The following is a 21,176-nucleotide window of genomic DNA, read 5'->3' on the forward strand; positions in this document are numbered from 1 at the left end:
AAGGGGCCCGGTCGAGATGACCGGGCCCCTTCGTCGTTTCGGTGATCAGCGCGCGAGCGCCGCCTTCATGATCTCGGCGTGCTCGTTCGCGTGGACCTTCGGCGAGCCCGTTGCGGTGGAGGCCGCGGAGGCGCGGGAGATCACGCGGATGCCGCGGCCACCCAGCTGGTCGGCGACCTCGAGCGCGATGAACGGCCAGGCTCCCTGGTTCTCGGGCTCGTCCTGGACCCACACCAGCTCGGCGTTCGGGTAGGTCTCGAGGACGCGGTTGAGCTCCTCGACGGGGGCCGGGTAGTACTGCTCGAGGCGGACCAACGCGATCTCCGGGTTGGGGTTCTTGTCGAGCTCGGCACGGAGGTCCCAGTGGATCTTTCCGGCGTGAAGCAGCACGCGGGTGACGGCGCCGCGGTCGAGGTCGCGGTTGTCGTCGATCACGGGCTCGAAGCGACCCTCGAGGAAGTCTTCGACGGGGCTGGTCGCACCGCGCAGGCGCAGCATGGCCTTCGGGGTGAAGACGATGAGCGGGCGGCGCGGACGCTGGTACGCCTGGCGGCGCAGCAGGTGGAAGTACGACGCCGGCGTGGACGGACGCGCGACGATCATGTTGTCCTGCGCGCACATCTGCAGATAGCGCTCGATGCGAGCCGACGAGTGGTCGGGTCCCTGACCCTCGTAGCCGTGGGGGAGGAGCAGCACGACGCTCGACTGCTGCGCCCACTTCTGGTCGGCCGAGGAGATGAACTCGTCGATGACGGACTGCGCGCCGTTCGCGAAGTCGCCGAACTGCGCTTCCCACAGCACGAGGGCGTCGGCACGCTCGACCGAGTAGCCGTACTCGAACGCCATCGCGGCGTACTCGCTGAGCAGCGAGTCGTAGACCCAGAAACGGCCCTGGTTCTCGCTGAGGTTCGCCAGCGGCAGCCATTCCTGACCGTTGTTGCGGTCGTGCAGAACCGAATGGCGCTGCACGAACGTGCCGCGACGGGAGTCCTGGCCGGCCAGACGCACCGGCGTCCCCTCCATCAGCACCGAGCCGAAGGCGAGGAGTTCGCCGAAGGCCCAGTCGATGCCGCCGTTGCGGCTCATGTCGAGTCGCTTCTCGAGCAGCTGCTGCAGCTTGTTGTGCACCGTGAAGCCGTCGGGCTTGTTGACGAAGGCATCGCCGATGTGGTGGACGACCTCGCGCGAGACACCGGTGGTCTCGGGGGCCCCGACGACCACGTCATCGGACGCGTCGGTCGAGACGATCGGGGTGGAACCGGTCTCCGCCGCGTGGGTGTCGGCGAACGCGACCTCGAGGCGGTTCTGGAAGTCCTGCTTGGCCTGCTCGTACTCGTCTTCCGTGATGTCGCCGCGGCCGACGAGCGACTCGGTGTAGAGGCGCCGCACCGAGCGCTTCGCCTCGATGAGGTTGGTCATCAGCGGCTGGGTCATCGAGGGGTCGTCGCCCTCATTGTGACCGCGACGGCGGTAGCAGACGAGATCGATGACGATGTCGCGGTGGAACTCCTCGCGATAGAGGAACGCCAGATCGGCCGCGCGGACGACGGCCTCGGGGTCGTCGCCGTTGACGTGCAGGATCGGAGCCTGGATCGTCTTGGCGACGTCGGTGGCGTACACCGAGGTGCGGGCATCGGTCGGCGTGGTGGTGAATCCGACCTGGTTGTTCACGACGACGTGGATCGTGCCCCCGGTGCGGTAGCCGCGCAGCTGCGACATCTGCAGCGTCTCGACGACCACGCCCTGGCCCGCGAAGGCCGCATCGCCGTGGACGAGGATCGGCAGCCACGAGAACGTCCCGATGGGCTTGCGGTCCTGCTTGGCGCGGACGATGCCCTCGAGCACGCCGTCGACGGTTTCGAGGTGCGAGGGGTTCGCCGCGAGGTAGACGGGCAGTTCGTCGCCGGAGTCGCCCACGAAGGTGCCCTCGGTGCCGAGGTGGTACTTCACGTCACCCGAGCCGCGCTTGCTGCCCACGGCGACGGCGCCCTCGAACTCGCGGAACACCTGGCCGTAGGTCTTGCCGGCGATGTTCGTGAGCACGTTGAGGCGGCCGCGGTGGGCCATGCCGATCGCGGCACCGTCGAGGCCCGCGGATGCCGCGCCCTGGAGGATCTGGTCGAGCAGCGGGATGAGGGACTCGCCGCCCTCGAGGCTGAAGCGCTTCTGACCGACGTACTTCGTCTGCAGGAACGTCTCGAACGCCTCGGCCTGGTTCAGCTTCGACAGGATGCGCAGCTGCTCATCGTGGCCGGGCTTGGTGTACTTGACCTCGATGTTGCGCTGGAACCACTGGCGCTGCCCGGGGTCCTGGATGTGCATGTACTCCACGCCCATGGTGCGGCAGTAGGAGTCGCGCAGCACGCCGAGGATGTCGCGGAGCTTGGCGACGCGCTTCGCCCCGAGACCGCCGGTGACGAACTCGCGGTCGAGGTCCCAGAAGGTGAGCCCGTGGGACTCGATCTCGAGGTCGGGGTGGGTGCGCTGGACGTACTCGAGCGGGTCGATGTCGGCCATGAGGTGGCCGCGCACGCGGTACGAGTTGATGAGCTCCTGCACGCGGGCGCTCTTGTCGATGCGCTCCGAGAGGTCGACGCTGATGTCGGCCGCCCAGTGGATCGGCGCGTAGGGGATGCGCAGCGCCGCGAAGATGTCGTCGTAGAAGCCGCGCTGCCCGATGAGCAGTTCGTGCACCTTCTTCAGGAACTCGCCGGACCCGGCGCCCTGGATGACCCGGTGGTCGTAGGTGCTGGTGAGGGTGATCGTCTTGCCGATCGCCAGCTCGTTGAGCGTCTTCTCGCTGGCGCCCTGGAACTCGGCGGGGTACTCCAGCGCGCCGGCGCCGATGATCGCACCCTGGCCGCGCATGAGACGGGGGACCGAGTGCACCGTGCCGATGCCGCCTGGGTTCGTGAGCGAGATCGTGGTGCCCTGGAAGTCGCCCGGCGTGAGCTTGTTCGACCGTGCACGGCGGACCAGGTCTTCGTAGGAGGCGAGGAACTCGCCGAAAGACAGCGTGTCGGCGCGCTTGATGCTGGGGACCAGGAGCGCGCGCGAGCCGTCGGGCTTGGGCATGTCGATGGCGATGCCGAGGTTGATGTGCGCGGGCGCCACGACCGAGGGCTTGCCGTCGATCTCGGCGTAGTAGACGTTCTGGCTCGGGAACTCTTTGAGGGCCTGGATGAGCGCCCACCCGATGAGGTGCGTGAAGCTCACCTTGCCGCCGCGGGTGCGGGCCATGTGGTTGTTGATGACGATGCGGTTGTCGATCATCAGCTTCGCGGGGATCGTGCGCACGCTCGTGGCGGTGGGCACCGTGAGCGAGTCGTCCATGTTGCTCGCGAGCGCCTTCGGCATGCCCTTGAGGACGGTGACCCGGTCTTCTTCGGTGCTGTCGCCGCCGGCCGAGGGAACGGCGTTCGGGGCCTGCGCGGGAATCGGCTGCGGCGCGGCGGGCTTGGCCGTCGTGCGTGCCACGGGCGCCTGGCCGACCACCGGGATCGGTGCGGTCACGGGCTTGGGCTCCGACGGTGCCGCCTTCGCCGGGGCCGGTGGCGGCGAAGCGGCCGGGGCGGATCCGTCGACGACCGGGTGGTACGCCTCCAGGATGGGCCACCAGGCCTTGTCTACGGAGTGCTTGTCGACTTTGAACTGTTCGTAGAGCTCGTCCACGAGCCACTCGTTCGCGCCGAACTCGCCCTCGCTCGAAGTACCGACGCCCGTCACCTGGCTCGACACAGTCGATCGCCTGCTTTCCTCGATGAAGATTCGTGTGGATGCACGCAGTGATCTTCGTTGCGCACTCGTTCCAGCCTAGCCGAGGAATACCGGCTCATCCCGGGGTCTCCCCATGATCGGATGTGATGAGGTGGATCACATGGAGTTCTCCGGTGCACAGCCCGACGTCGATCTGACCTACTCGGACGTCTTCCTGGTTCCCCGTCATTCGGAGGTGGGCAGTCGTCTGAGCGTCGACCTGGCTCCCGGTGACGGGAGCGGGGCCACCCTGCCGCTGGTCTCGGCCAACATGAACTCGGTCACCGGCCCGCGCCTGGCCGCGACGCTCGCGCGCCGGGGAGGTCTCGGCGTGCTGCCGCAGGACCTGGCCCTGCCGCGCCTGGTCGAGGCCGTGAAATGGGTCAAGGCGCAGCCGGTCGCGTGGGACGCCGCCCTGGTCCTGCCGCCCTCGGCCACGGTGGCCGAGGCGCGCCTCGTGCTCCCCGCCGTTCCCGGGCGGGGGATCGTCGTCGCCGAGCAGCGCGAGGACGGCACCGTCCCCCTCGACGGCTACCGGGGAATCGTCCCGGCCCCGCGTCTGGCCACGGCGCTGCCGGATGCCACTCTCGGCGACATCGCCCGCACGGACGCGTCGCCGGTCGAGGTCGACCGGATCGGCGACCCGCACGAGGTCTTCGCGCTCGTGGGAGCGGCCGACATCGTCGCGGTGGTCGACGGCGACCGCATCGTCGGCACGCTCTCCGCGCGCAGCGCTCTGCGCGACTCGGTCTACCGCCCCGGCGTCGACGCGGACGGGCGTCTCATCGTCGCCGCCGCCGTCGGGATCAACGGCGACGTCGCCGGGAAGGCCCGCGCGCTCGCCGCCGCCGGTGTCGACGTGCTCGTCGTCGACACCGCCCACGGGCACCAGGAACAGATGCTGCGGGCGCTGCGCGACGTCGCGGCGCTGGACCTCGGCATCCCGATCGCCGCCGGGAACATCGTCACCGCCGACGGGGTGCGCGACCTCACGGCCGCGGGCGCCTCGATCCTCAAGGTGGGCGTCGGCCCCGGGGCGATGTGCACCACGCGCATGATGACGGCCGTCGGACGGCCCCAGTTCTCGGCGGTGCTCGAGACGGCGGAGGCCGCCCGCGCCGCGGGGGCCCACGTGTGGGCCGACGGTGGCGTCCGCTACCCGCGCGACGTCGCCCTCGCGCTCGCCGCGGGCGCCGCGTCGGTGATGATCGGGTCGTGGTTCGCGGGGACCATCGAGTCGCCGGGTCGACTGCGAACCGACGAGGACGGCCGCATCTACAAGGAGTCGTGGGGCATGGCCTCGACCAAGGCCGTGCAGGGGCGTTTCCAGGCACTGGATGCCTTCGAGCGTGCCCGCAAGGAGCTCTTCGCCGAGGGCATCTCGTCGTCTCGCATCTACCTCGATCCCCAGCGCCCCGGGGTGGAGGACCTGCTCGACATGATCACCTCGGGCGTGCGGTCCTCGTTCACGTACGCGGGAGCGGCGACAGTGGCACAGTTCCACGAGCGCGCCCGCGTGGGGCTGCAGTCCGCGGCGGGCTACGAAGAGGGCAAGGCGCTGCCTGTCAGCTGGTGAGCTCTCCCGAGGCCGTGACGTCGGCCTCCAGTGTGATCCAGGCGCCCAGCTGAACCGAGAGGTCGAGGTCTTCGCCGGATCGGACCGCGGGCCGCCGCGGATCCGCCGGGAACAGCCCGTCCGCGCGGTTCGCCCACAGGGCCTCGGCGTTTCGGTGCACGAGCCGGCGCGCACGGTCGGCATCCTCCGGGTCGAGGCCGGTGGCCGCGACCGCGAGGTATCGGGCCAGGATGCCGGCGAAGAGACCGCCGTCCCCGCCCCCGGCCGCGGGGAACAGTCCGTCGTCGGCGGCGCACCAGCGCTCGACCGCCCGGACGACGGCGGCGGCGCGTCGCCGGTCGCCCACGGCGATCGCGGCTCCGATCGCGACGCCCTGGTTGTAGGTCCACAGATCGGGGCGGACGACGCCGTGTTCGATCCCATCGCGCACGAGTCCGGTTCCCGGATCGTCGAGGGTCGCGGCGACCCACGCGCTCAGCTCGGCGGCGCGGCGGCCGTAGCGGCTGGGGGCGAGGACCATCGCGGCCGGACCGTTCGCGGGGGCGTTGTACAGCACGCTCCCCGTGCGCCAGGGCAGGGCTCCGACCGCGGGATCGATCGCCCGCTCCAGCACTCGCGCGATGCGCGCGCGGGCGTGGCCGCGGGGCCGCGCCTCGGCCAGGGCCAGACCCATCCACGCGATGTCGTCGTAGAACGGCGTGATCCACGTTCCCGCGGTACGCACGGTCACGCCGCGCAACAGGGCGCTGATCAGTCGGCGCCGCTTCGCCGCGGGGCGGTGGCGCTCCGCTTCGGCGAGCCCGTGGATGAGATGGGCGTGCCACCAGTAGTGCCACGTGCGTGCGCCCTCTCCCGCGAGCGCGCCGTGGGCCCACGCGATCGGACCGTAGCGGTGCACGTAGGCGGCGACGACCGCTTCCTCGGCGAGAGCGGCGCGCCGCTGGGGGGAGCGGGTGGCATCCATCACCCCATCCTGTCGGGCCGATGCGGATGCCACCCGCCCCGTGCCCGCCCGCGCGAGAGGCCCTAGAATCGGGGGCACGATGGACGACCCTCCCAGTTGTAGACCCGAGCCCCGACGACCCACTCCCGCTGCGAGCGGGGGTGACGCGTGATGGATTACGTCATGTTGGGCGTGGGGCTGCTGCTTACGGTGGGAACGGGCCTCTTCGTCGCGAGCGAATTCGCCCTGGTGAACCTGGATCGCGCCGACCTGGAGGCGCGACGCGACGCGGGTGAGAGTCGACTCTCCCTCACGATCGATGCGCTGCGCATCACGTCGACGCACCTCTCCAGCGCGCAGCTGGGCATCACGCTGACGACTCTCCTCACCGGTTACACGATGGAGCCGGCGATCTCGAACCTCCTCCGCCCCGTCTTCCTGTCGTGGTCGATTCCGGAGGCGGTCGTCGTCCCGGTCTCGGCGGTGCTCGGTATCGGCATCGCCACCGTGCTGTCGATGATCCTCGGCGAGCTCGTCCCGAAGAACTTCGCGCTCGCCGTCCCGCGTCAGGCCGCCAAGCTCGTCATGCCCTTCCAGGTGGCCTTCACGATGGTGTTCCGTCCGGCCGTCGCGGTGCTCAACGGCAGCGCCAACGGCGTGCTGCGCGCCGTCGGAGTGGAGCCCAAGGAGGAGCTCTCGGGCGCGCGCACCGCGGAGGAGCTCTCGAGCCTGGTGAAACGCTCCGCGAGCGCCGGCATGCTCGAGCAGGACACCGCCTCTCTCCTGGACCGCAGCCTCACCTTCGCCCGGCTGAGCGCCGCCGACGTCATGACGCCCCGCCCGAGCGTGCACGCGCTCGCCGCCGGAGAACCGGTCGACGCCGTCATCCAGCTGGCGCGGCGCACCGGGCACAGCCGCTTCCCCGTCTACGAGGACTCGATGGACGACATCGTCGGCGTCGTGCATCTCAAGGCCGCCGTGGGCGTGCCCCGCGACCGTCGCGCCGACGTCCCCGTCGCCGCCCTCGCCACCGAGCCGCTCCGCGTGCCCGAGACCGTGCACCTCGACACGCTCGTGTCGGAGCTGCGCTCCCGCGGGTACCAGATGGCCATCGTCGTCGACGAGTACGGCGGCACCGCCGGGGTCGTGACGCTGGAAGACCTCGTCGAGGAGATCGTCGGCGAGGTGCTCGACGAGCACGACCGTTCGCGTGCGGGCGTCGTGCGCACCGCGGCATCCCTCACCTTCCCCGGCGACCTGCGTCCCGACGAACTCCTCGACCGCGCCGGGGTGCGCGTGCCCGAGGGCGAGGTCTACGACACCGTCGGCGGATTCCTCATGGCCGAACTCGAACGCATCCCGAAGGTCGGAGACACCGTGGCGATCGAGGACGGCATCCTCACCATCCATCGCATGGACGGTCGGCGCGTGGACCGTGTGCAGTTCACGCCGGCGCCCTCCGAGGAGAATGTCGACGACCTCGTGCGTGCCGCGAAGGGGGGTAACCAGCGATGAGCGACTGGGCCGGAATCGCCTGGCTGGTGGTGCTGCTGGCCGCCAACGCCTTCTTCGTGGGATCGGAGTTCGCCGTCATCTCCGCCCGCCGTTCACAGGTGGAGCCGCTCGCCGAGCGCGGCTCGCGGTCGGCCAAGACCGCGCTCTACGCGATGGAGCACGCCACGCTCATGCTCGCGACCTGTCAGCTGGGCATCACCATCTGCTCGCTGCTGATCCTGAACGTCTCCGAGCCCGCGATCCACCATCTGATCGCCGAACCGCTGGGGCTCACCGGGCTCTCCGAGACGGCCGTGGACGTCGTGGGCTTCGTCGTGGCGCTTCTGCTGGTGTCGTACCTGCACGTCGTGTTCGGAGAGATGGTGCCGAAGAACCTGGCGTTCTCGCTGCCCGATCGCGCCGTCCTGATGCTCGCCCCGCCCCTCGTGGCGGTGTCGAAGGCGTTCTATCCGATCATCGTCGCGCTGAACTGGACCGCCAATCACATCGTGCGTCTGTTCCGGGTCGAGCCGAAGGACGAAGCGACCTCGACCTACACGCTCGACGAGGTCGCCACGATCGTGAACCAGTCGCGCCGTGAGGGCGTCCTCGACGACGCCGCGGGCACCGTGACCGCGGTGGTGGAGTTCACCGAGAAGAAGGCATCCGACATCGCGGTGCCGATGGCCGACCTCGTGACCCTCCCCGAAGAGACGACGCCGGCCGACATCGAACGGGCCGTGGCCCAGCACGGCTACTCGCGGTACGTGATCGTCGACGGGCACGGGCACCCGACGGGGTACGTGCATCTCAAGGACGTGCTCCGTGTTGCCGAGGGGCCCGACGACGAGGCCCGCATGGCGCGGCCCATCCCGGCCAAGCGCATCCACCACATGGTCTCGGTGCGCGAGTCGACCGACCTCGAGGACGCTCTCGCCCTCATGCGCCGATCGGGCCGTCACCTCGCGCAGGTGCGTGACGACGCCGGCCAGGTGCGCGCGGTGCTCTTCCTCGAGGACGTGATCGAGGAGCTCGTGGGCGAGGTGCAGGATGCCACCGCCCGCCGCCGGTTCGTCTGACGCACACCGTCGAGGGGTCCCGGGTCGGACCCCTCGACGCCGTCGTGAGTCAGTAGGCGCGCAGGTACTGCGCGGGCGCGGGGAGATCGGCACCGAGCTCGGCCGCCGCGCGCAGCGCGTAGTGCGGGTCGCGGAGCCACTCGCGCGCGGAGAGTACGGCGTCGGCGCGGCCGTCGGCGACGATCGACTCCGCCTGTCGGGCGTCGTCGATCATGCCGACCGCCCCGACGAGGAGCCCGGTCTCGCGACGGACGGTTTCGGCCAGGGGGACTTGGTAGCCGGGACCGGGGTGAATGTTCTGGTGCGGCACCAGTCCGCCGCTGGAGACATCGATGAGGTCGGCTCCCACGGCGGCGACGCGCTCCGCCGCGCGGACGGTGTCGTCGATGTCCCACCCGCTCTCGGCGGCATCCGTCCCGGAGAAGCGGACGAAGAGCACGGCGTCCGGCGCGGCATCGCGCACCGCCGCGGTGACGCGTTCGAGCAGACGGACGCGTCCGTCGAACGACCCGCCGTACTCGTCCTCGCGAAGGTTGCTGAGGGGCGAGAGGAACTGGTGCAGCAGGTAGCCGTGGGCGGCGTGCACCTCGAGCACCTCGAAGCCGGCCGCGACGGCGCGGCGGGCGGCATCCGCGAAATCGCTCACGACTTTCTCGATGCCCGCGGCGTCGAGCTCGCGCGGCTCCGCGAAGCCGGGGTAGGCGAGGGCGGACGGCGCGACGGTCGTCCACCCGCCGTCCTCGGGCGCGACGGATCCTCGGCCGCCGGTGAGGGGCGAGGTGGTGGAGGCCTTGCGGCCCGCGTGGCCGAGCTGCACCCCCGGGACCGCACCCCGAGCGCGGATCGCGGCGACGATCGGCGTCCACGCCTCCGCCTGGGCGTCGTTCCACAGGCCTACGTCGTCGGGCGAGATGCGTCCCTCGGGCGAGACAGCCGTGGCCTCGGCGATCACGAGGCCGGCGCCCCCGGCGGCGAACTGGGCGAGGTGCACGTGGTGCCAGTCGTTCGGGAGGCGTTGACGGCGCTGTACTGGCACATCGGCGAGACCCACAGCCGATTGCGCATCTCGATACCGCGGATCGTCAGGGGAGTGAAGAGGGTGCTCACGTCGGCCTCTCTCGTTCTAGGGTGACGCCATGACGGCGAGGGATTGGACGGGGCACGATGCGGCCCGCACACTTCGAAGGCCAACCGACGCCGACGACAAGTATTCCCGCGGGGTCGTAGGCATGCGCACCGGATCCGCGCGGTACCCGGGTGCGGCGGTGCTGGGTGTCGAGGCGGCCTGGCGCACCGGCACCGGGATGGTGCGCTACGTCGGGCCGGAGCGAGCGCAGGACCTCATCCTGCAGCGGCGTCCGGAGACCGTCACGGCGGACGGGCGCGTGCAGGCGTGGGTCATCGGATCGGGCACGGATGCCACCGAGCGCGACGCCGCGGAGACCGCGGCGCTGCGCGGCATCCTTTCGGGTGACGTGGCCGTCGTCGCGGACGCGGGCGCGCTGGACCTCGTGCCGGCCGCCTCGGCACCGGTGATCGTGACCCCGCACGCGCGTGAGCTGGCTCGGCTTCGCGAGGCGTTGGGGCTGGATTCCGGGTCCGGAACCGGGGACGAGGCCCGCGAGCGGGTGGCGACCGAGACGGCGGAGGCCCTCGGCGGCGTCGTGCTGTCGAAGGGCGCGGTGACGATCGTCGCGGCGCCCGGGGGATGGGTGCGCCGCGTCGTAACGGGAACGCGGTGGCTGGCGACGGCCGGGACCGGGGATGTGCTGGGTGGCGTCCTCGGCGCGGTCGTGGCGGGCGCAGCGGCGGAGGGTCGCGCCTCGCTCGACGACCTCGCGGCGTGCGCGGCGACCGCCGCGTGGGTGCACGGCACCGCCGGGACGGCTGCGGCGGACCGATACGGCGCGGGAGGCGGCCCGATCACGGCGCTCGACGTCGCGGAGGCGGTTCCTCGGGTCGTCGCGGGTCTCCTCGGCGCGCACTGACGGACTCGATCGCATAACGAATGCCGTCCCGCACGCCCGGCGGGCCGCGGGCACGCGCGGTCGACGGCATCCACCGGTCAGGGTCGCGCGAAATCGCCCGCTTAGGATGATCCGGTGGTGAGGCGTGTCGTCATTCTGTTGCTGGCGTTCGTCGCCGTCCACGTCACGGTGGGGATTCTGGGCTTTCAGCAGCCCAACGAACCCATGGGCGACGTGTATCTGGTGTACGAACCGTGGTCGCGCTGCGCCCTCTTCGGCAGCGTCGACGTCACCTCGTGCACCCGCTCGGTCGCGTGGGAGTGGCCCGGCATCACCGAGAAGTGGATCTACCCTCAGCTCGCCTTCCTGCCGATGACGTTCGCGTGGCTCTTCGCCTGGGCCATCTCGTACACCCCGGCGTGGGCGTTCACGGTGTCGCTCGCGAACCTCATCGCCTTCGTCGTGCTGGTCGGTTCGGCCCGGTCGCGCGGTCGCGTGATCGCCGCCTCGTTCTGGCTCGCCGCGATCCTGCTCATCGGTCCCGTCGGCATCTACCGGATCGACGGCATCACCGTCCCGTTCGCGATCCTCGGCGGTATCTGGCTGGTGCGCCGGCCGTTCGTGGCATCCGTCCTGTTGTCGATCGCGGTCTGGATGAAGGTGTGGCCCGCGGCGATCCTCGCGGCCGGATTCGTGGCGATCCGTCGTCGCCTCGCCCTCGTCTGGGGCGCGGTGGCGGTATCTCTCGCGACGATCATCCCCGTCGTGGCCCTCGGCGGCGCGCCCTACGTCTTCGGCTTCGTGGGCGATCAGACCTCGCGCGGCATCCAGATGGAAGCCCCGGTCGGCGGGCTGTACATGTTCCTGGCGTCGTTCTACGTCCCCGGGTCCGAGGTGTACTACGACGGGACCGTCCTCACGTTCCAGGTCACCGGCCCCGGCGCCGACGTCGTCATCGCCGCGATGACGCCGATCATGCTGCTCGTCATGCTCGCGGTCCTCGTCGTCGGGGCCCGCAAGATGTGGCGTGGAGCCACCTTCCTGAGCCTCTTCCCGCCGCTCTCGCTCGCTCTCGTGACCGCGTTCATCGCGCTCAACAAGGTCGGCTCCCCGCAGTACTACGTGTGGCTGTTCCCGCCGGTGGTCCTCGGCCTGATGCTCGACCGGCGTCGCTGGTACGGGTTCGCCGCCCTCACCCTCGCGATCGCGGGCGTGACGCAGTGGGTGTACCCGCTCGTCTACGACGGGCTCATGGCGACCCATCCCGCCCCCTTCCCGGTGTTCCTGCTGGAGATCCGGAACCTTCTGGGCGTCGTGCTCATGGTGTGGGCCATCGTTCGTGTCTTCCGCGCTCCCACCGAGCGCGTCGCGCGACCGAAGGATCTGCGCGAGTGGGTCATCGGGCGCCGTTCGGTTCCGGCGCGGGTCGCGGCGAAGTAGCCTCGAACCATGCTCGTCGCGTTCTCTGTCGCCCCCTCCGGAGTCGGTACCGCCTCGGCGGAGAACGCCGACGGATCCGTCCACGATGCCGTCGCGGCGGCCGTGTCCGTCGTGCGTGCGTCAGGTCTGCCGCATCGGACGACCTCGATGTTCACCGAGATCGAGGGGGAGTGGGACGAGGTGTTCGACGTCGTGAAGCGGGCGACGGATGCCGTTCTGCCGTATGGCTCCCGCGTCTCCCTGGTGTTGAAGGCCGACATCCGCCCCGGTCGGACCGGCGAGATCGACGGCAAGATCGAGCGCCTGGAACGGGCGATCGACGACGCGTCCTGAGCGCGACGCCGTCCGGCGACACGCTCGGTCCCGAAACGATTCGACAGGCGCGGTTCCGCGCGACTAGCATCGCGGAGTGACCTCTTCGACAACCTCGAAGGGCGCGGCGACGCGGGCGCTCCTTTCTCTCGCCATCGGCAGTTTCGGCATCGGCATGACGGAGTTCGTCGTCATGGGCCTCCTGCCCAACATCGCACGCGATCTCCTTCCCTCCGCCTGGGCCGCATCGCCCGACGACGCCATCGCCCAAGCGGGCTGGCTCGTGTCGCTGTACGCGCTCGGCGTGGTCGTCGGTGCCCCCACGATCGCGGGGTCGGTCGCGCGGTTCCCGCGGCACCGGGTGATGATCGTGCTCGCCGCCGCTCTCGCCTTCTTCACGCTGCTGACCGTGATCGCTCCGACGTTCGAGCTGGTCGCGGCATCCCGGTTCCTGGCCGGTCTACCGCACGGCGCCTACTTCGGCATCGGCGCGCTCGTCGCCGCCGATGCGCTGGGCCCCGGCAATCGCGCGAAGGGTGTCGCGTTCGTCCTCACGGGGCTCACCATCGCCAACGTCGTGGGCGTACCCCTGGGCACACTCCTGGGGCAGCAGGTCGGCTGGCGCGCCGCGTTCGCGGTGGTCGCCGGCATCTTCCTGCTCGCGACGCTCAGCATCGCGCTGTTCGTGCCCGCCCACCCCGGGATGCCGGGCCGTCGACTTCGCGACGAGCTGCGCGTCTTCCGCCTCGGGCAAGTCTGGTTCGCGCTCGGGATCGGGGCGATCGGGTTCGGTGGATTCTTCGCGATGTACAGCTACATCGCCCCCATGGTCACCGACGTCGCCGGGCAACCCGAATGGGTCGTGTCGCTGGTCCTCGTGATCGTCGGCTTGGGGATGACGGTCGGCAACGTGATCGGCGGCAGTCTGGCCGACAAAGACCTGCGCTTCTGGCTGCGGGTCGGGCTCGTCTCCCTCTCCGTGACCTCCATCGGGCTGGCCCTGACCGCCGGGTGGATCGTGAGCCTCGTGGCGTTCGCGTTCCTCGTCGCGTTCTGCGGGTCGGCGCTGAGCCCCGCGATCCAGACGCGGCTCATGGACGTCGCGGAGGACAACCAGTCGATCGCGGCCGCGCTCAACCATTCGTCCCTCAACATCGGCAACAGCCTCGGGGCGTTCCTCGGCGGCCTGGTGATCGCCGCCGGCTTCGGACTCGTCGCGCCCGCGTGGGTGGGCGCGGTGCTGGCGCTGGCCGGCCTCGTCGTCGCCCTCATCTCGTACCGCGTGGAAGACCGCAGCGGCCGCCATCCGGCGCACCGTGTGCCGGCGTCGGAGGCCGCGACGACGGCCATCACGGGCTCGATCCCGACGCAGGGCTGAGCCCGCGGCCGCGGCACCGCGGATCAGGCGGTGAAGAGCCGCCGAAGGTGGTGGTCGACGGCGGCGGTCTCGATGAGGAACCCGTCGTGGCCGAAGTCGCTCGTGAGCACCACCGCCTGGTCGCCGTCGAGGGTGTTCCGGATGCCGCGGGCGATGCGGTGCTGCCCGTCCACCGGGAACAGCCGGTCGGTGTCGACTCCCAGGACCAGGGTCGTGGCCGTGACACGACGCAGCGCGTCCTCGACCCCGTCGCGGTCGCGGCCCACGTCGTGGGAGTTCATGGCCTCGACGAGGGTGAGGTAGCTGTTGGCGTCGAAGCGCCGCGTGAACTTGTTGCCGTGGAAGTCGAGGTACGACTCCACCGCGAAGCGTCCACCGTGCCCGAGCGGGCTCACCCCCGACTGCCACGACCGCTGGAACCGCTGGTTGAGCTCGGTGGGGCTGCGGTAGTTCAGCAGAGCCATTCGGCGGGCGAGCGCGAGCCCACGGTGCGGTCCGTCGCCGTCCCCCGCGTCGTAGAAGGCACCGCCCGCGAAGCGGGGGTCCATCCGGATCGTGTCGGCCTGCACGGTGTTCAGCGCGATCTGGTCGGCGGTGGTGATCGGCGGCGACGACAGGATCGCTGCCCGCTCGACACGGTCGGGGTGTCCGACCGCCCATTCCAGCGCGTGCATGCCGCCCATCGATCCGCCGATGACGGCCGCCCAGCGCTCGATGCCGAGCGCGTCGGCCAGGTGCGCCTGGGCGCCCACCTGATCGCGGATCGTGAGGTACGGGAAGCGCGCCGCCCACTCGTAGCCGTCCGGTGCGATGCTCGCCGGTCCCGTCGAGCCCTGGCATCCGCCCAGCATGTTCGGGGCGATCACGAACCAGCGGTCGGTGTCGATCGCGGCGCCGGGCCCGACGAGGTCGCCCCACCAGCCGGCGGTGGGGTGGCCGGGGCCGGCGGATCCGCGCACGTGGCTGTCGCCGGTCAGCGCGTGAAGGACCAGGACGGCGTTGTCGCGAGCGGGGGACAGCTCGCCCCAAGTCTCGTACGCGAGGCGGAAGCCGGGGAGACGCTCGCCGTTCTCGGTGCGGAACTCCCCGAACGTCGCGAAGCGCCGGTCGCCGACCGGGTCTCCGTCGCGCCACGCCCCCGTCGCCGGGGGGCGGCCCAGGAGGGACCGCGCGTCGGCCTCCGTGATCGGCGCCGAGGGCACCGTGTCTTCGGAGATCTGCCAGTCCATGGCATCCATTCTCCCGGGTCGCGTCGCCGGTGAGACGACTGTTACGCGCTTGTCCAGCCCCCGTCCGCCGAGCGCGGCGTGGGCATGATCGGGGGCATGGCGACATTCCTCCTCATCGCGGCCTCGAGCGACATCGGCGCGGCGACGGCTCGTCACCTGCGCGACGCGGGCCACCGGGTGGTCACGACGGCGCGGGATCGCTCGGTGATCGAGCCCGACGTCATCCTGGATGCCACCGACTTCGACGCCGTCGACCGGGTCGTGGCCGAGGCGGGGGAGCTCGACGGCATCGCGGTGTTCGCGGGTTCGATGCTGCTCAAGCCCGCGCACCTCACCTCGCGCGAACAGTACGACGGCATCGTCGCGGCCTCGCTCACGACCGCGTTCGCGGCGGTGCGGGCGGCGGGCAAACACCTGCGCGGTGGGGGTTCCGTGGTGCTGACCTCGTCGGCGGCGGCGCTGGCGGGACTGTCGAACCATGACGCGATCGCGGCAGCGAAGGCCGGGGTGATCGGGCTGACCCTCTCTGCCGCGGCCAGCTACGCCTCGCACGGCTTGCGCATCAACGCCGTCGCGCCGGGGCTCGTGCAGACGCGACTGACCGCGGGGCTCACCGGCAGCGACACGTCGCGCAAGGTGTCGGAGGCGATGCATCCGCTCGGGCGCCTGGGCGAGCCCGATGATGTCGCCCGCGCCGTCGAGTTCCTCCTCGACCCGGCCAACGCCTGGATCACCGGTCAGGTGCTGGGCGTCGACGGCGGCCTCGGCAGCCTCCGCCCGCGGCAGCGGATGTGACCTCGACGTCGCGTGACCCGCGGGGCGGGGCGCGGTTCGTGGTGAAGGGAGGAGATTCGGGGGAGGGAGGATGCCGTAGGACGGTGTCGTCCTCCCGTCGCCGAATCTCCTCCCGCGGCGCCGGTGCGGGTCAGGCGCGCGCGGCCTCCGACAGCCGGCGAGCGGCGGCGAGGGCCTGGTCGAGGTCGGCCTTCAGGTCGGCGATGTTCTCCAGACCCACCGACAGGCGCACGAGACCCGGGGTGACACCCGAGGTGAGCTGCTGCTCGGGAGTCAGCTGCGAGTGGGTCGTCGAGGCGGGGTGGATGACGAGCGAGCGCACGTCGCCGATGTTGGCGAGGTGGCTGAAGAGGGTCAGCGAGTTGACGAACTCGCGTCCGGCTTCCACGCCGCCCTTCAGCTCGAACGACAGCACCGCGCCGACGCCCTTGGGCGCGTAGTTGTTGGCGGCGGCGTACCAGGGCGACGTCGGCAGACCGGAGTAGTTCACGCTCGCGACGTCGTCGTGCGCCTCGAGCCACTCGGCGATCTCCTGCGCGTTCTGCACGTGGCGCTCGATGCGCAGCGACAGCGTCTCGAGACCCTGGATGAGCAGCCACGCGCTGTTCGGCGAGATCGCGGCACCGAGGTCGCGCAGCAGCTGCACGCGGGCCTTGATGATGTAGGCGAGGCCGTCGCCGACCGCGGTGGTGTAGCTCGCGCCGTGGTAGGACGGGTCGGGCTCGGTGAGGCCGGGGAACTTCTCGACGTTCTCCGACCACGCGAACTTTCCGCCGTCGACGATGACGCCGCCGATGGTCGTGCCGTGGCCGCCGATGAACTTCGTCGCCGAATGGATGACGATGTCGGCACCGTGCTCGAAGGGACGGATGAGGTACGGCGTCGCGATCGTGTTGTCGACGATCAGCGGCACGCCGTTCTCGTGGGCGACGTCGGCGACCGTGCGGATGTCGAGCACGTTGATCTTCGGGTTGCCGATGGTCTCGGCGAAGAAGAGCTTCGTGTTGGGGCGCACCGCTGCGCGCCAGGCCTCGGGGTCGTCCTGGTTCTCGACGAAGGTCGTCTCGATGCCGAGCTTGGCGAGGGTGTACTTGAACAGGTTGTACGTGCCGCCGTAGATCGAGCTGGACGAGACGATGTGGTCGCCCGCCTGAGCGATGTTGAGGACCGCGAACGTCTCGGCCGCCTGGCCGCTCGCGACCAGGAGGGCGCCGGTGCCCCCCTCCAGCGCGGCGATGCGCTGCTCGACGACGTCCTGCGTGGGGTTCTGGATGCGGGTGTAGATGTTGCCGAACTCTGCCAGTGCGAACAGGTTGGCGGCGTGATCGGCGTTATCGAACACGTACGACGTGGTCTGGTAGATCGGGGTGGCGCGGGCCTTGGTGACCGGGTCGGGCTGGGCGCCGGTGTGGATCTGCTTGGTCTCGAAACGCCAGTTCTCGGGTGCGGACACGGCTTCTCCTTCGGAAAATCTCGGCGGCCGATGACGGATGCCACGGCCTGCTGCGAGCGTAGAGAGAGCCGACGACACCGACAACAGGGATGGACACGCGCCGTAACGTTCGCGGCGATCCCGTGTCACCGCTCGCCGGTAGCGTGGATGCCATGACGAGACGCGCAGTGGTGACCGGGGCCAGTTCGGGGATCGGCGAGGCGACCGCGCGGGAGCTGCGCGCGCGGGGCTGGGACGTGGTGGGCGTGGCCCGCCGCGCGGAGCGGCTCGCCGCGCTGGAGGCGGAGACGGGTGTCGTGGCGCACGTGGCCGATCTCACCGACGGCGACGCTGTCGCGACCCTCGCCGGGTGGCTGGACGAGACCGGGGGTGTCGATGCCCTCGTGCACGTGGCCGGCGGCGCCCGGGGCGCCGACCGTGTCGAGGATGGCGACCCCGAGCACTGGCGGTGGATGTTCGAGGCCAACGTGCTGTCGTCGCAGCGGCTCGTGGCATCCCTCCTGCCGCTCCTGCGACGCTCGGCCGAGGCCGACGGGTATGCCGACCTGCTGTTCGTGACGTCGACGGCGGCGCGGGTGGCCTACCCCGGCGGCGCGGGCTACAACGCGGCGAAGGCGGGAGAGCAGATGCTCGTCGCAGCGCTTCGGCAGGAGCTGAACGGCGAGCCGCTGCGCGTGATCGAGATCGCCCCCGGAATGGTGCGGACCGAGGAGTTCACCCTTAACCGACTCGGCGGCGACCAGGCCAGCGCCGATCAGCTCTACGAGGGCGTCGAAGCGCCGCTCGTCGCCGAGGACGTCGCGGATGTCATCGTGTACGCGCTCGATGCTCCCGGACACGTCAATCTCGATCTGGTGACCGTCCGACCGGTCGCGCAGTCCGCGCAGCACCTGCTCGCGCGCGGACCCCTGCGCGTGCGCGGCGCGCAGGGCTGAGCCGACCCGGGCCTCAGGCGATCTCGCCGGCCGCGGCGGCGGACTCGGGGGCGTCGGCGAAGGCGACCTTCGGCACGAACAGCAGGAGCACGACGGCGAGGAATCCGCCCGCCGCGCAGATCGACCACACCGTGATGTAGCCGGCGAGCGGGGCAGCGGTCGCCGCGACGGCCGCCCCCGCACCCCCGGCCAGGACGACCCCGAACACCGCGGACGACATCGTGCCGCCGACCGTCTTGGTCGTGTTCGTGAGGGCGGATGCCACACCCGTCTGCCCGCGGGGAGCGGCGGCCGCGGCGGCTGCCGGCATCGCGGCCACGAGCGCGCCCGAGCCGAGACCGGCGATCACGAGGCACAGCAGAACCTGCCACAGCTCGGCGTGGAGGGGGACCAGGAGCAGGTACCCGATGCCGACGAGCGCGGCCGCGCCGATGAGGACGGCGCGGGGACTCGCCCGCCGGGACGTCACGGCGAAGACGATCGCGCCCACGATCAGCGAGACGAGATAGACCCCGATGATGTTCGAGCGGTCGGTGGCATCCAATCCCAGGCCGTACCCGAGGGAGCGATCCGTGCCGGCATAGGTCGCCAGGGGTCCCTGCGCTCCCAGGAGGCTGATGCCGACGAGGAACGAGGTCGCCTGGACGGGCCACATCTCCGGGCGGCGGAGGACGCGGATGTCGACGGCCGGATCGGGGCGGCGCAGTTCGTACCGCGCGAACACGACGAGGAGGCCGGCGCCCACCACGAGGAGCGGCACGATCACGAGGAGGCCCGGACCCTCCGGGAGGCGTACGAAAGACAGCGCGCCGGTCAGACACAGGAGTGCGGCGGCGAGCAGAACGAAGCCCCCGATATCGAGCCGCCGTTCGCCCGGCGCCCGTTCGGACTCGGGGACGCCGAGCCAGATCACGAGGCAGACGAGCGTGACGGCGATCGCGGGGATCGTGAGCGCCAGACGCAGGTCTCCGCCGGTGGCGGTGAAGAGCCGTCCCGCGGTGAGGGCACCGAGGATCGCGCCGACCTGCAGACCCACGACGAGGAGGCCCGCGGCGCGACGGGTCTGGGAGACCCCTCGGCTCTGCCGACGTCCACGATCGAAGATGAGAGCGATCTCCAGCGGCAGCCACACGACGTAGAAGCCCTGCAGAGCCCAGGCGATCAGGAAGGTCGGGAACGTGTCGGCGAACACCAGCCACCAGCTGGCGGCCGCGGTCGCGAGCGCCGAGACCAGCAGGATGCGCTTGTGCCCGAAGACGTCGCCGAGCTTGGCGAGGATCGGGAGGACGAGCGCGGAGAGCAGCAACTGGGCCGCCTCGAACCAGTTGACGTCGGCGTCGCGGATACCCAGGTGCACGACGATGTCGGGAAGCAGCGGGACGTAGTACCCCTGCAGGATGCCGCTGGCGAGCTCGACCAGCACGAACCACCCGATGAGTCCCGCGGTCACCCCGAGCGCGGACCCGCGCACCCGACCGACCGCGCCGGAGACGCGCGACATGGCGCGAGGCTAGCACCGCGCGGGGCGGCATTCGGGAGACACCCTAGGGTGAAGTGACACAAGACGAGAGGGGATCCGCGTGGCGGAAACGACCGACGAGCGCGAGCGACTCACCTGGGACGACTTCGGGGCCGCGACACGCGACATCTCCCGGGCCATCGTCGCCGACGGATTCCACCCCGAGGTGGTGGTCGCGATTGCGCGCGGGGGACTGCTCCCCGGCGGTGCCATCGCCTACGGCCTGGGCGTGAAGAACTGCGGCGCCCTGAACGTGGAGTTCTACACCGGCATCGGTACCGTGCTCGACGCTCCCGAGGTGCTGCCGCCGGCGCTCGACCTGTCGTACCTGGAGGGCCGCCGCGTCCTGCTCGTCGACGACGTCGCCGACAGCGGCCGGACGCTCGATCTCGCGGTGAAGTTGCTCGACCGTCATGGTGCGGAGGCCCGTTCGGCCGTCATCTACACGAAACCCACCACCGTGATCGTCCCCGACTATTCGTGGAAAGACACCTCGCTGTGGATCGACTTCCCCTGGTCGCATCAGGGGTCGGTGCACGAGGAAGACGCCGCGTGACGGCGAAGTCGCTCGCCGAACTCGCCGACGCCGGTCTCATCCACCCCACGTGGGTCGAGCCCCTGGCGCCGGTCGCGGGCGACATCGCCGCGATCGGCGAGCGGTTGCGGACGGAGGGTGAGGCGTACCTCCCCACCGGCGATCTGGTGCTCCGGGCCTTCCGCACACCGATCGACGCGGTGCGTGTCCTCATCGTGGGCCAGGATCCCTACCCGACGCCCGGACACCCGATCGGTCTGGCCTTCGCGGTGGACCCGCACGTGCGCCCCCTGCCTCGCAGCCTGGCGAACATCTACCGCGAGCTGTCGGACGACCTCGGAATCGCTCCCGCGGCGCACGGCGACCTGTCGGCGTGGGCCGATCAGGGCGTGATGCTGCTCAACAGGGTTCTCACGGTCGCGCCCGGCGCGCCCGCGTCCCACCGGGGCTGGGGGTGGGAACGCGTCACGGAACACGCCATCCGCTGTCTCGTCGCCCGCGAGACGCCGCTCGTCGCAATTCTGTGGGGGAGGGATGCCGCCGGCCTCACCCCCCTGCTGGGAGACACCGCGATCGTGGCTTCGCCGCACCCGTCACCGCTGTCGGCGAGTCGCGGGTTCTTCGGCTCCCGGCCGTTCTCGCGCGTGAACGCGTCGCTCGAGAAGCAGGGGGCTGCACCGGTGGATTGGCGTCTTCCCGCCTGACCCCGGCGCGGGTCGAGCCGCGTGCCGTCGGCCGTGGCGGTTACTCGCCCGAAACCGGCAT

At 70.8% G+C, this 21,176-nt stretch carries 16 protein-coding genes and 1 pseudogene; 11 read left to right on the forward strand and 6 right to left on the reverse strand.

The window, feature by feature from the left end; all coding sequences use genetic code 11:
* Positions 1-45: 45 nt before the first annotated feature.
* The gene (locus tag AC3WLZ_RS04520; RefSeq protein WP_492469226.1) at positions 46-3,738 is read right to left on the reverse strand and encodes a multifunctional oxoglutarate decarboxylase/oxoglutarate dehydrogenase thiamine pyrophosphate-binding subunit/dihydrolipoyllysine-residue succinyltransferase subunit; all 3,693 of its coding nucleotides are present in this window, start codon (positions 3,736-3,738) and stop codon (positions 46-48) included.
* A 139-nt stretch (positions 3,739-3,877) separates the two neighbouring features.
* Between AC3WLZ_RS04520 and guaB1 the strand changes: the two genes are divergently transcribed.
* Entirely contained in the window at positions 3,878-5,332 is a 1,455-nt protein-coding gene (gene guaB1 / locus AC3WLZ_RS04525) for a GMP reductase (RefSeq protein ID WP_492469227.1), read from the forward strand.
* On the opposite strand, the gene AC3WLZ_RS04530 is transcribed toward guaB1, so the two are convergent.
* Positions 5,322-6,296: a glycoside hydrolase family 76 protein gene (locus tag AC3WLZ_RS04530; RefSeq protein WP_492469228.1), complete on the reverse strand. Its 975-nt coding sequence runs from the start codon at positions 6,294-6,296 to the stop codon at positions 5,322-5,324. The genes guaB1 and AC3WLZ_RS04530 overlap by 11 nt on opposite strands.
* A gap of 150 nt (positions 6,297-6,446) precedes the next feature.
* On the opposite strand from AC3WLZ_RS04530, the gene AC3WLZ_RS04535 reads away from it, so the two are divergent.
* Complete coding sequence (locus AC3WLZ_RS04535) at positions 6,447-7,790, forward strand: hemolysin family protein (protein ID WP_492470942.1); 1,344 nt, start codon at positions 6,447-6,449, stop codon at positions 7,788-7,790.
* Positions 7,787-8,848, forward strand: a complete 1,062-nt coding sequence (locus AC3WLZ_RS04540) for a hemolysin family protein (RefSeq protein ID WP_492469229.1) — start codon at positions 7,787-7,789, stop codon at positions 8,846-8,848. The genes AC3WLZ_RS04535 and AC3WLZ_RS04540 overlap by 4 nt, the downstream gene beginning before the upstream one ends.
* A 49-nt stretch (positions 8,849-8,897) precedes the next feature.
* Here AC3WLZ_RS04540 and AC3WLZ_RS04545 read toward each other — a convergent pair.
* A pseudogene (locus AC3WLZ_RS04545) lies at positions 8,898-9,955 on the reverse strand (NADH:flavin oxidoreductase/NADH oxidase).
* A 29-nt stretch (positions 9,956-9,984) separates the two neighbouring features.
* Between AC3WLZ_RS04545 and AC3WLZ_RS04550 the strand changes: the two are divergent.
* The 4 genes from AC3WLZ_RS04550 to AC3WLZ_RS04565 all read left to right on the forward strand — a co-directional run bounded on the left by AC3WLZ_RS04550 (position 9,985) and on the right by AC3WLZ_RS04565 (position 13,945).
* On the forward strand, positions 9,985-10,836 hold the full coding sequence (locus tag AC3WLZ_RS04550; RefSeq protein WP_492469230.1) for an ADP-dependent NAD(P)H-hydrate dehydratase: 852 nt from the start codon (positions 9,985-9,987) through the stop codon (positions 10,834-10,836).
* Positions 10,837-10,950: 114 nt separating this feature from the next.
* Positions 10,951-12,255, forward strand: coding sequence for a hypothetical protein (locus AC3WLZ_RS04555; protein WP_492469231.1), 1,305 nt, complete (start codon positions 10,951-10,953; stop codon positions 12,253-12,255).
* A 9-nt stretch (positions 12,256-12,264) separates the two neighbouring features.
* Positions 12,265-12,588: a thiamine-binding protein gene (locus tag AC3WLZ_RS04560; RefSeq protein WP_492469232.1), complete on the forward strand. Its 324-nt coding sequence runs from the start codon at positions 12,265-12,267 to the stop codon at positions 12,586-12,588.
* A 76-nt stretch (positions 12,589-12,664) separates the two neighbouring features.
* On the forward strand, positions 12,665-13,945 hold the full coding sequence (locus tag AC3WLZ_RS04565; protein WP_492469233.1) for an MFS transporter: 1,281 nt from the start codon (positions 12,665-12,667) through the stop codon (positions 13,943-13,945).
* Between the two features lie 23 nt (positions 13,946-13,968).
* On the opposite strand, the gene metX is transcribed toward AC3WLZ_RS04565, so the two are convergent.
* Positions 13,969-15,174 carry a homoserine O-acetyltransferase MetX gene (metX, locus tag AC3WLZ_RS04570; RefSeq protein ID WP_412923906.1) on the reverse strand — a complete coding sequence of 402 codons (1,206 nt, stop codon included), beginning with the start codon at positions 15,172-15,174 and terminating at the stop codon, positions 13,969-13,971.
* 96 nt (positions 15,175-15,270) lie between these two features.
* Between metX and AC3WLZ_RS04575 the strand changes: the two genes are divergently transcribed.
* Positions 15,271-15,969: an SDR family NAD(P)-dependent oxidoreductase gene (locus tag AC3WLZ_RS04575; protein WP_492469234.1), complete on the forward strand. Its 699-nt coding sequence runs from the start codon at positions 15,271-15,273 to the stop codon at positions 15,967-15,969.
* Positions 15,970-16,099: 130 nt separating this feature from the next.
* Here AC3WLZ_RS04575 and AC3WLZ_RS04580 read toward each other — a convergent pair whose 3' ends face one another.
* On the reverse strand, positions 16,100-17,422 hold the full coding sequence (locus AC3WLZ_RS04580) for a bifunctional o-acetylhomoserine/o-acetylserine sulfhydrylase (protein ID WP_412923908.1): 1,323 nt from the start codon (positions 17,420-17,422) through the stop codon (positions 16,100-16,102).
* 152 nt (positions 17,423-17,574) lie between these two features.
* Between AC3WLZ_RS04580 and AC3WLZ_RS04585 the strand changes: the two genes are divergently transcribed.
* Positions 17,575-18,357, forward strand: coding sequence for an SDR family oxidoreductase (locus AC3WLZ_RS04585; protein ID WP_492469235.1), 783 nt, complete (start codon positions 17,575-17,577; stop codon positions 18,355-18,357).
* 13 nt (positions 18,358-18,370) lie between these two features.
* On the opposite strand, the gene AC3WLZ_RS04590 is transcribed toward AC3WLZ_RS04585, so the two are convergent.
* Positions 18,371-19,858: an MFS transporter gene (locus tag AC3WLZ_RS04590; protein WP_492469237.1), complete on the reverse strand. Its 1,488-nt coding sequence runs from the start codon at positions 19,856-19,858 to the stop codon at positions 18,371-18,373.
* Between the two features lie 79 nt (positions 19,859-19,937).
* On the opposite strand from AC3WLZ_RS04590, the gene AC3WLZ_RS04595 reads away from it, so the two are divergent.
* Positions 19,938-20,432, forward strand: coding sequence for a phosphoribosyltransferase (locus AC3WLZ_RS04595; protein WP_412923911.1), 495 nt, complete (start codon positions 19,938-19,940; stop codon positions 20,430-20,432).
* On the forward strand, positions 20,429-21,115 hold the full coding sequence (locus AC3WLZ_RS04600; protein ID WP_492469239.1) for a uracil-DNA glycosylase: 687 nt from the start codon (positions 20,429-20,431) through the stop codon (positions 21,113-21,115). Before AC3WLZ_RS04595 ends, AC3WLZ_RS04600 begins: the two co-directional genes overlap by 4 nt.
* Positions 21,116-21,176 lie beyond the last annotated feature (61 nt).

The sequence above is a fragment of the Microbacterium sp. FW305-3-2-15-F-LB2 genome (assembly GCF_058787255.1).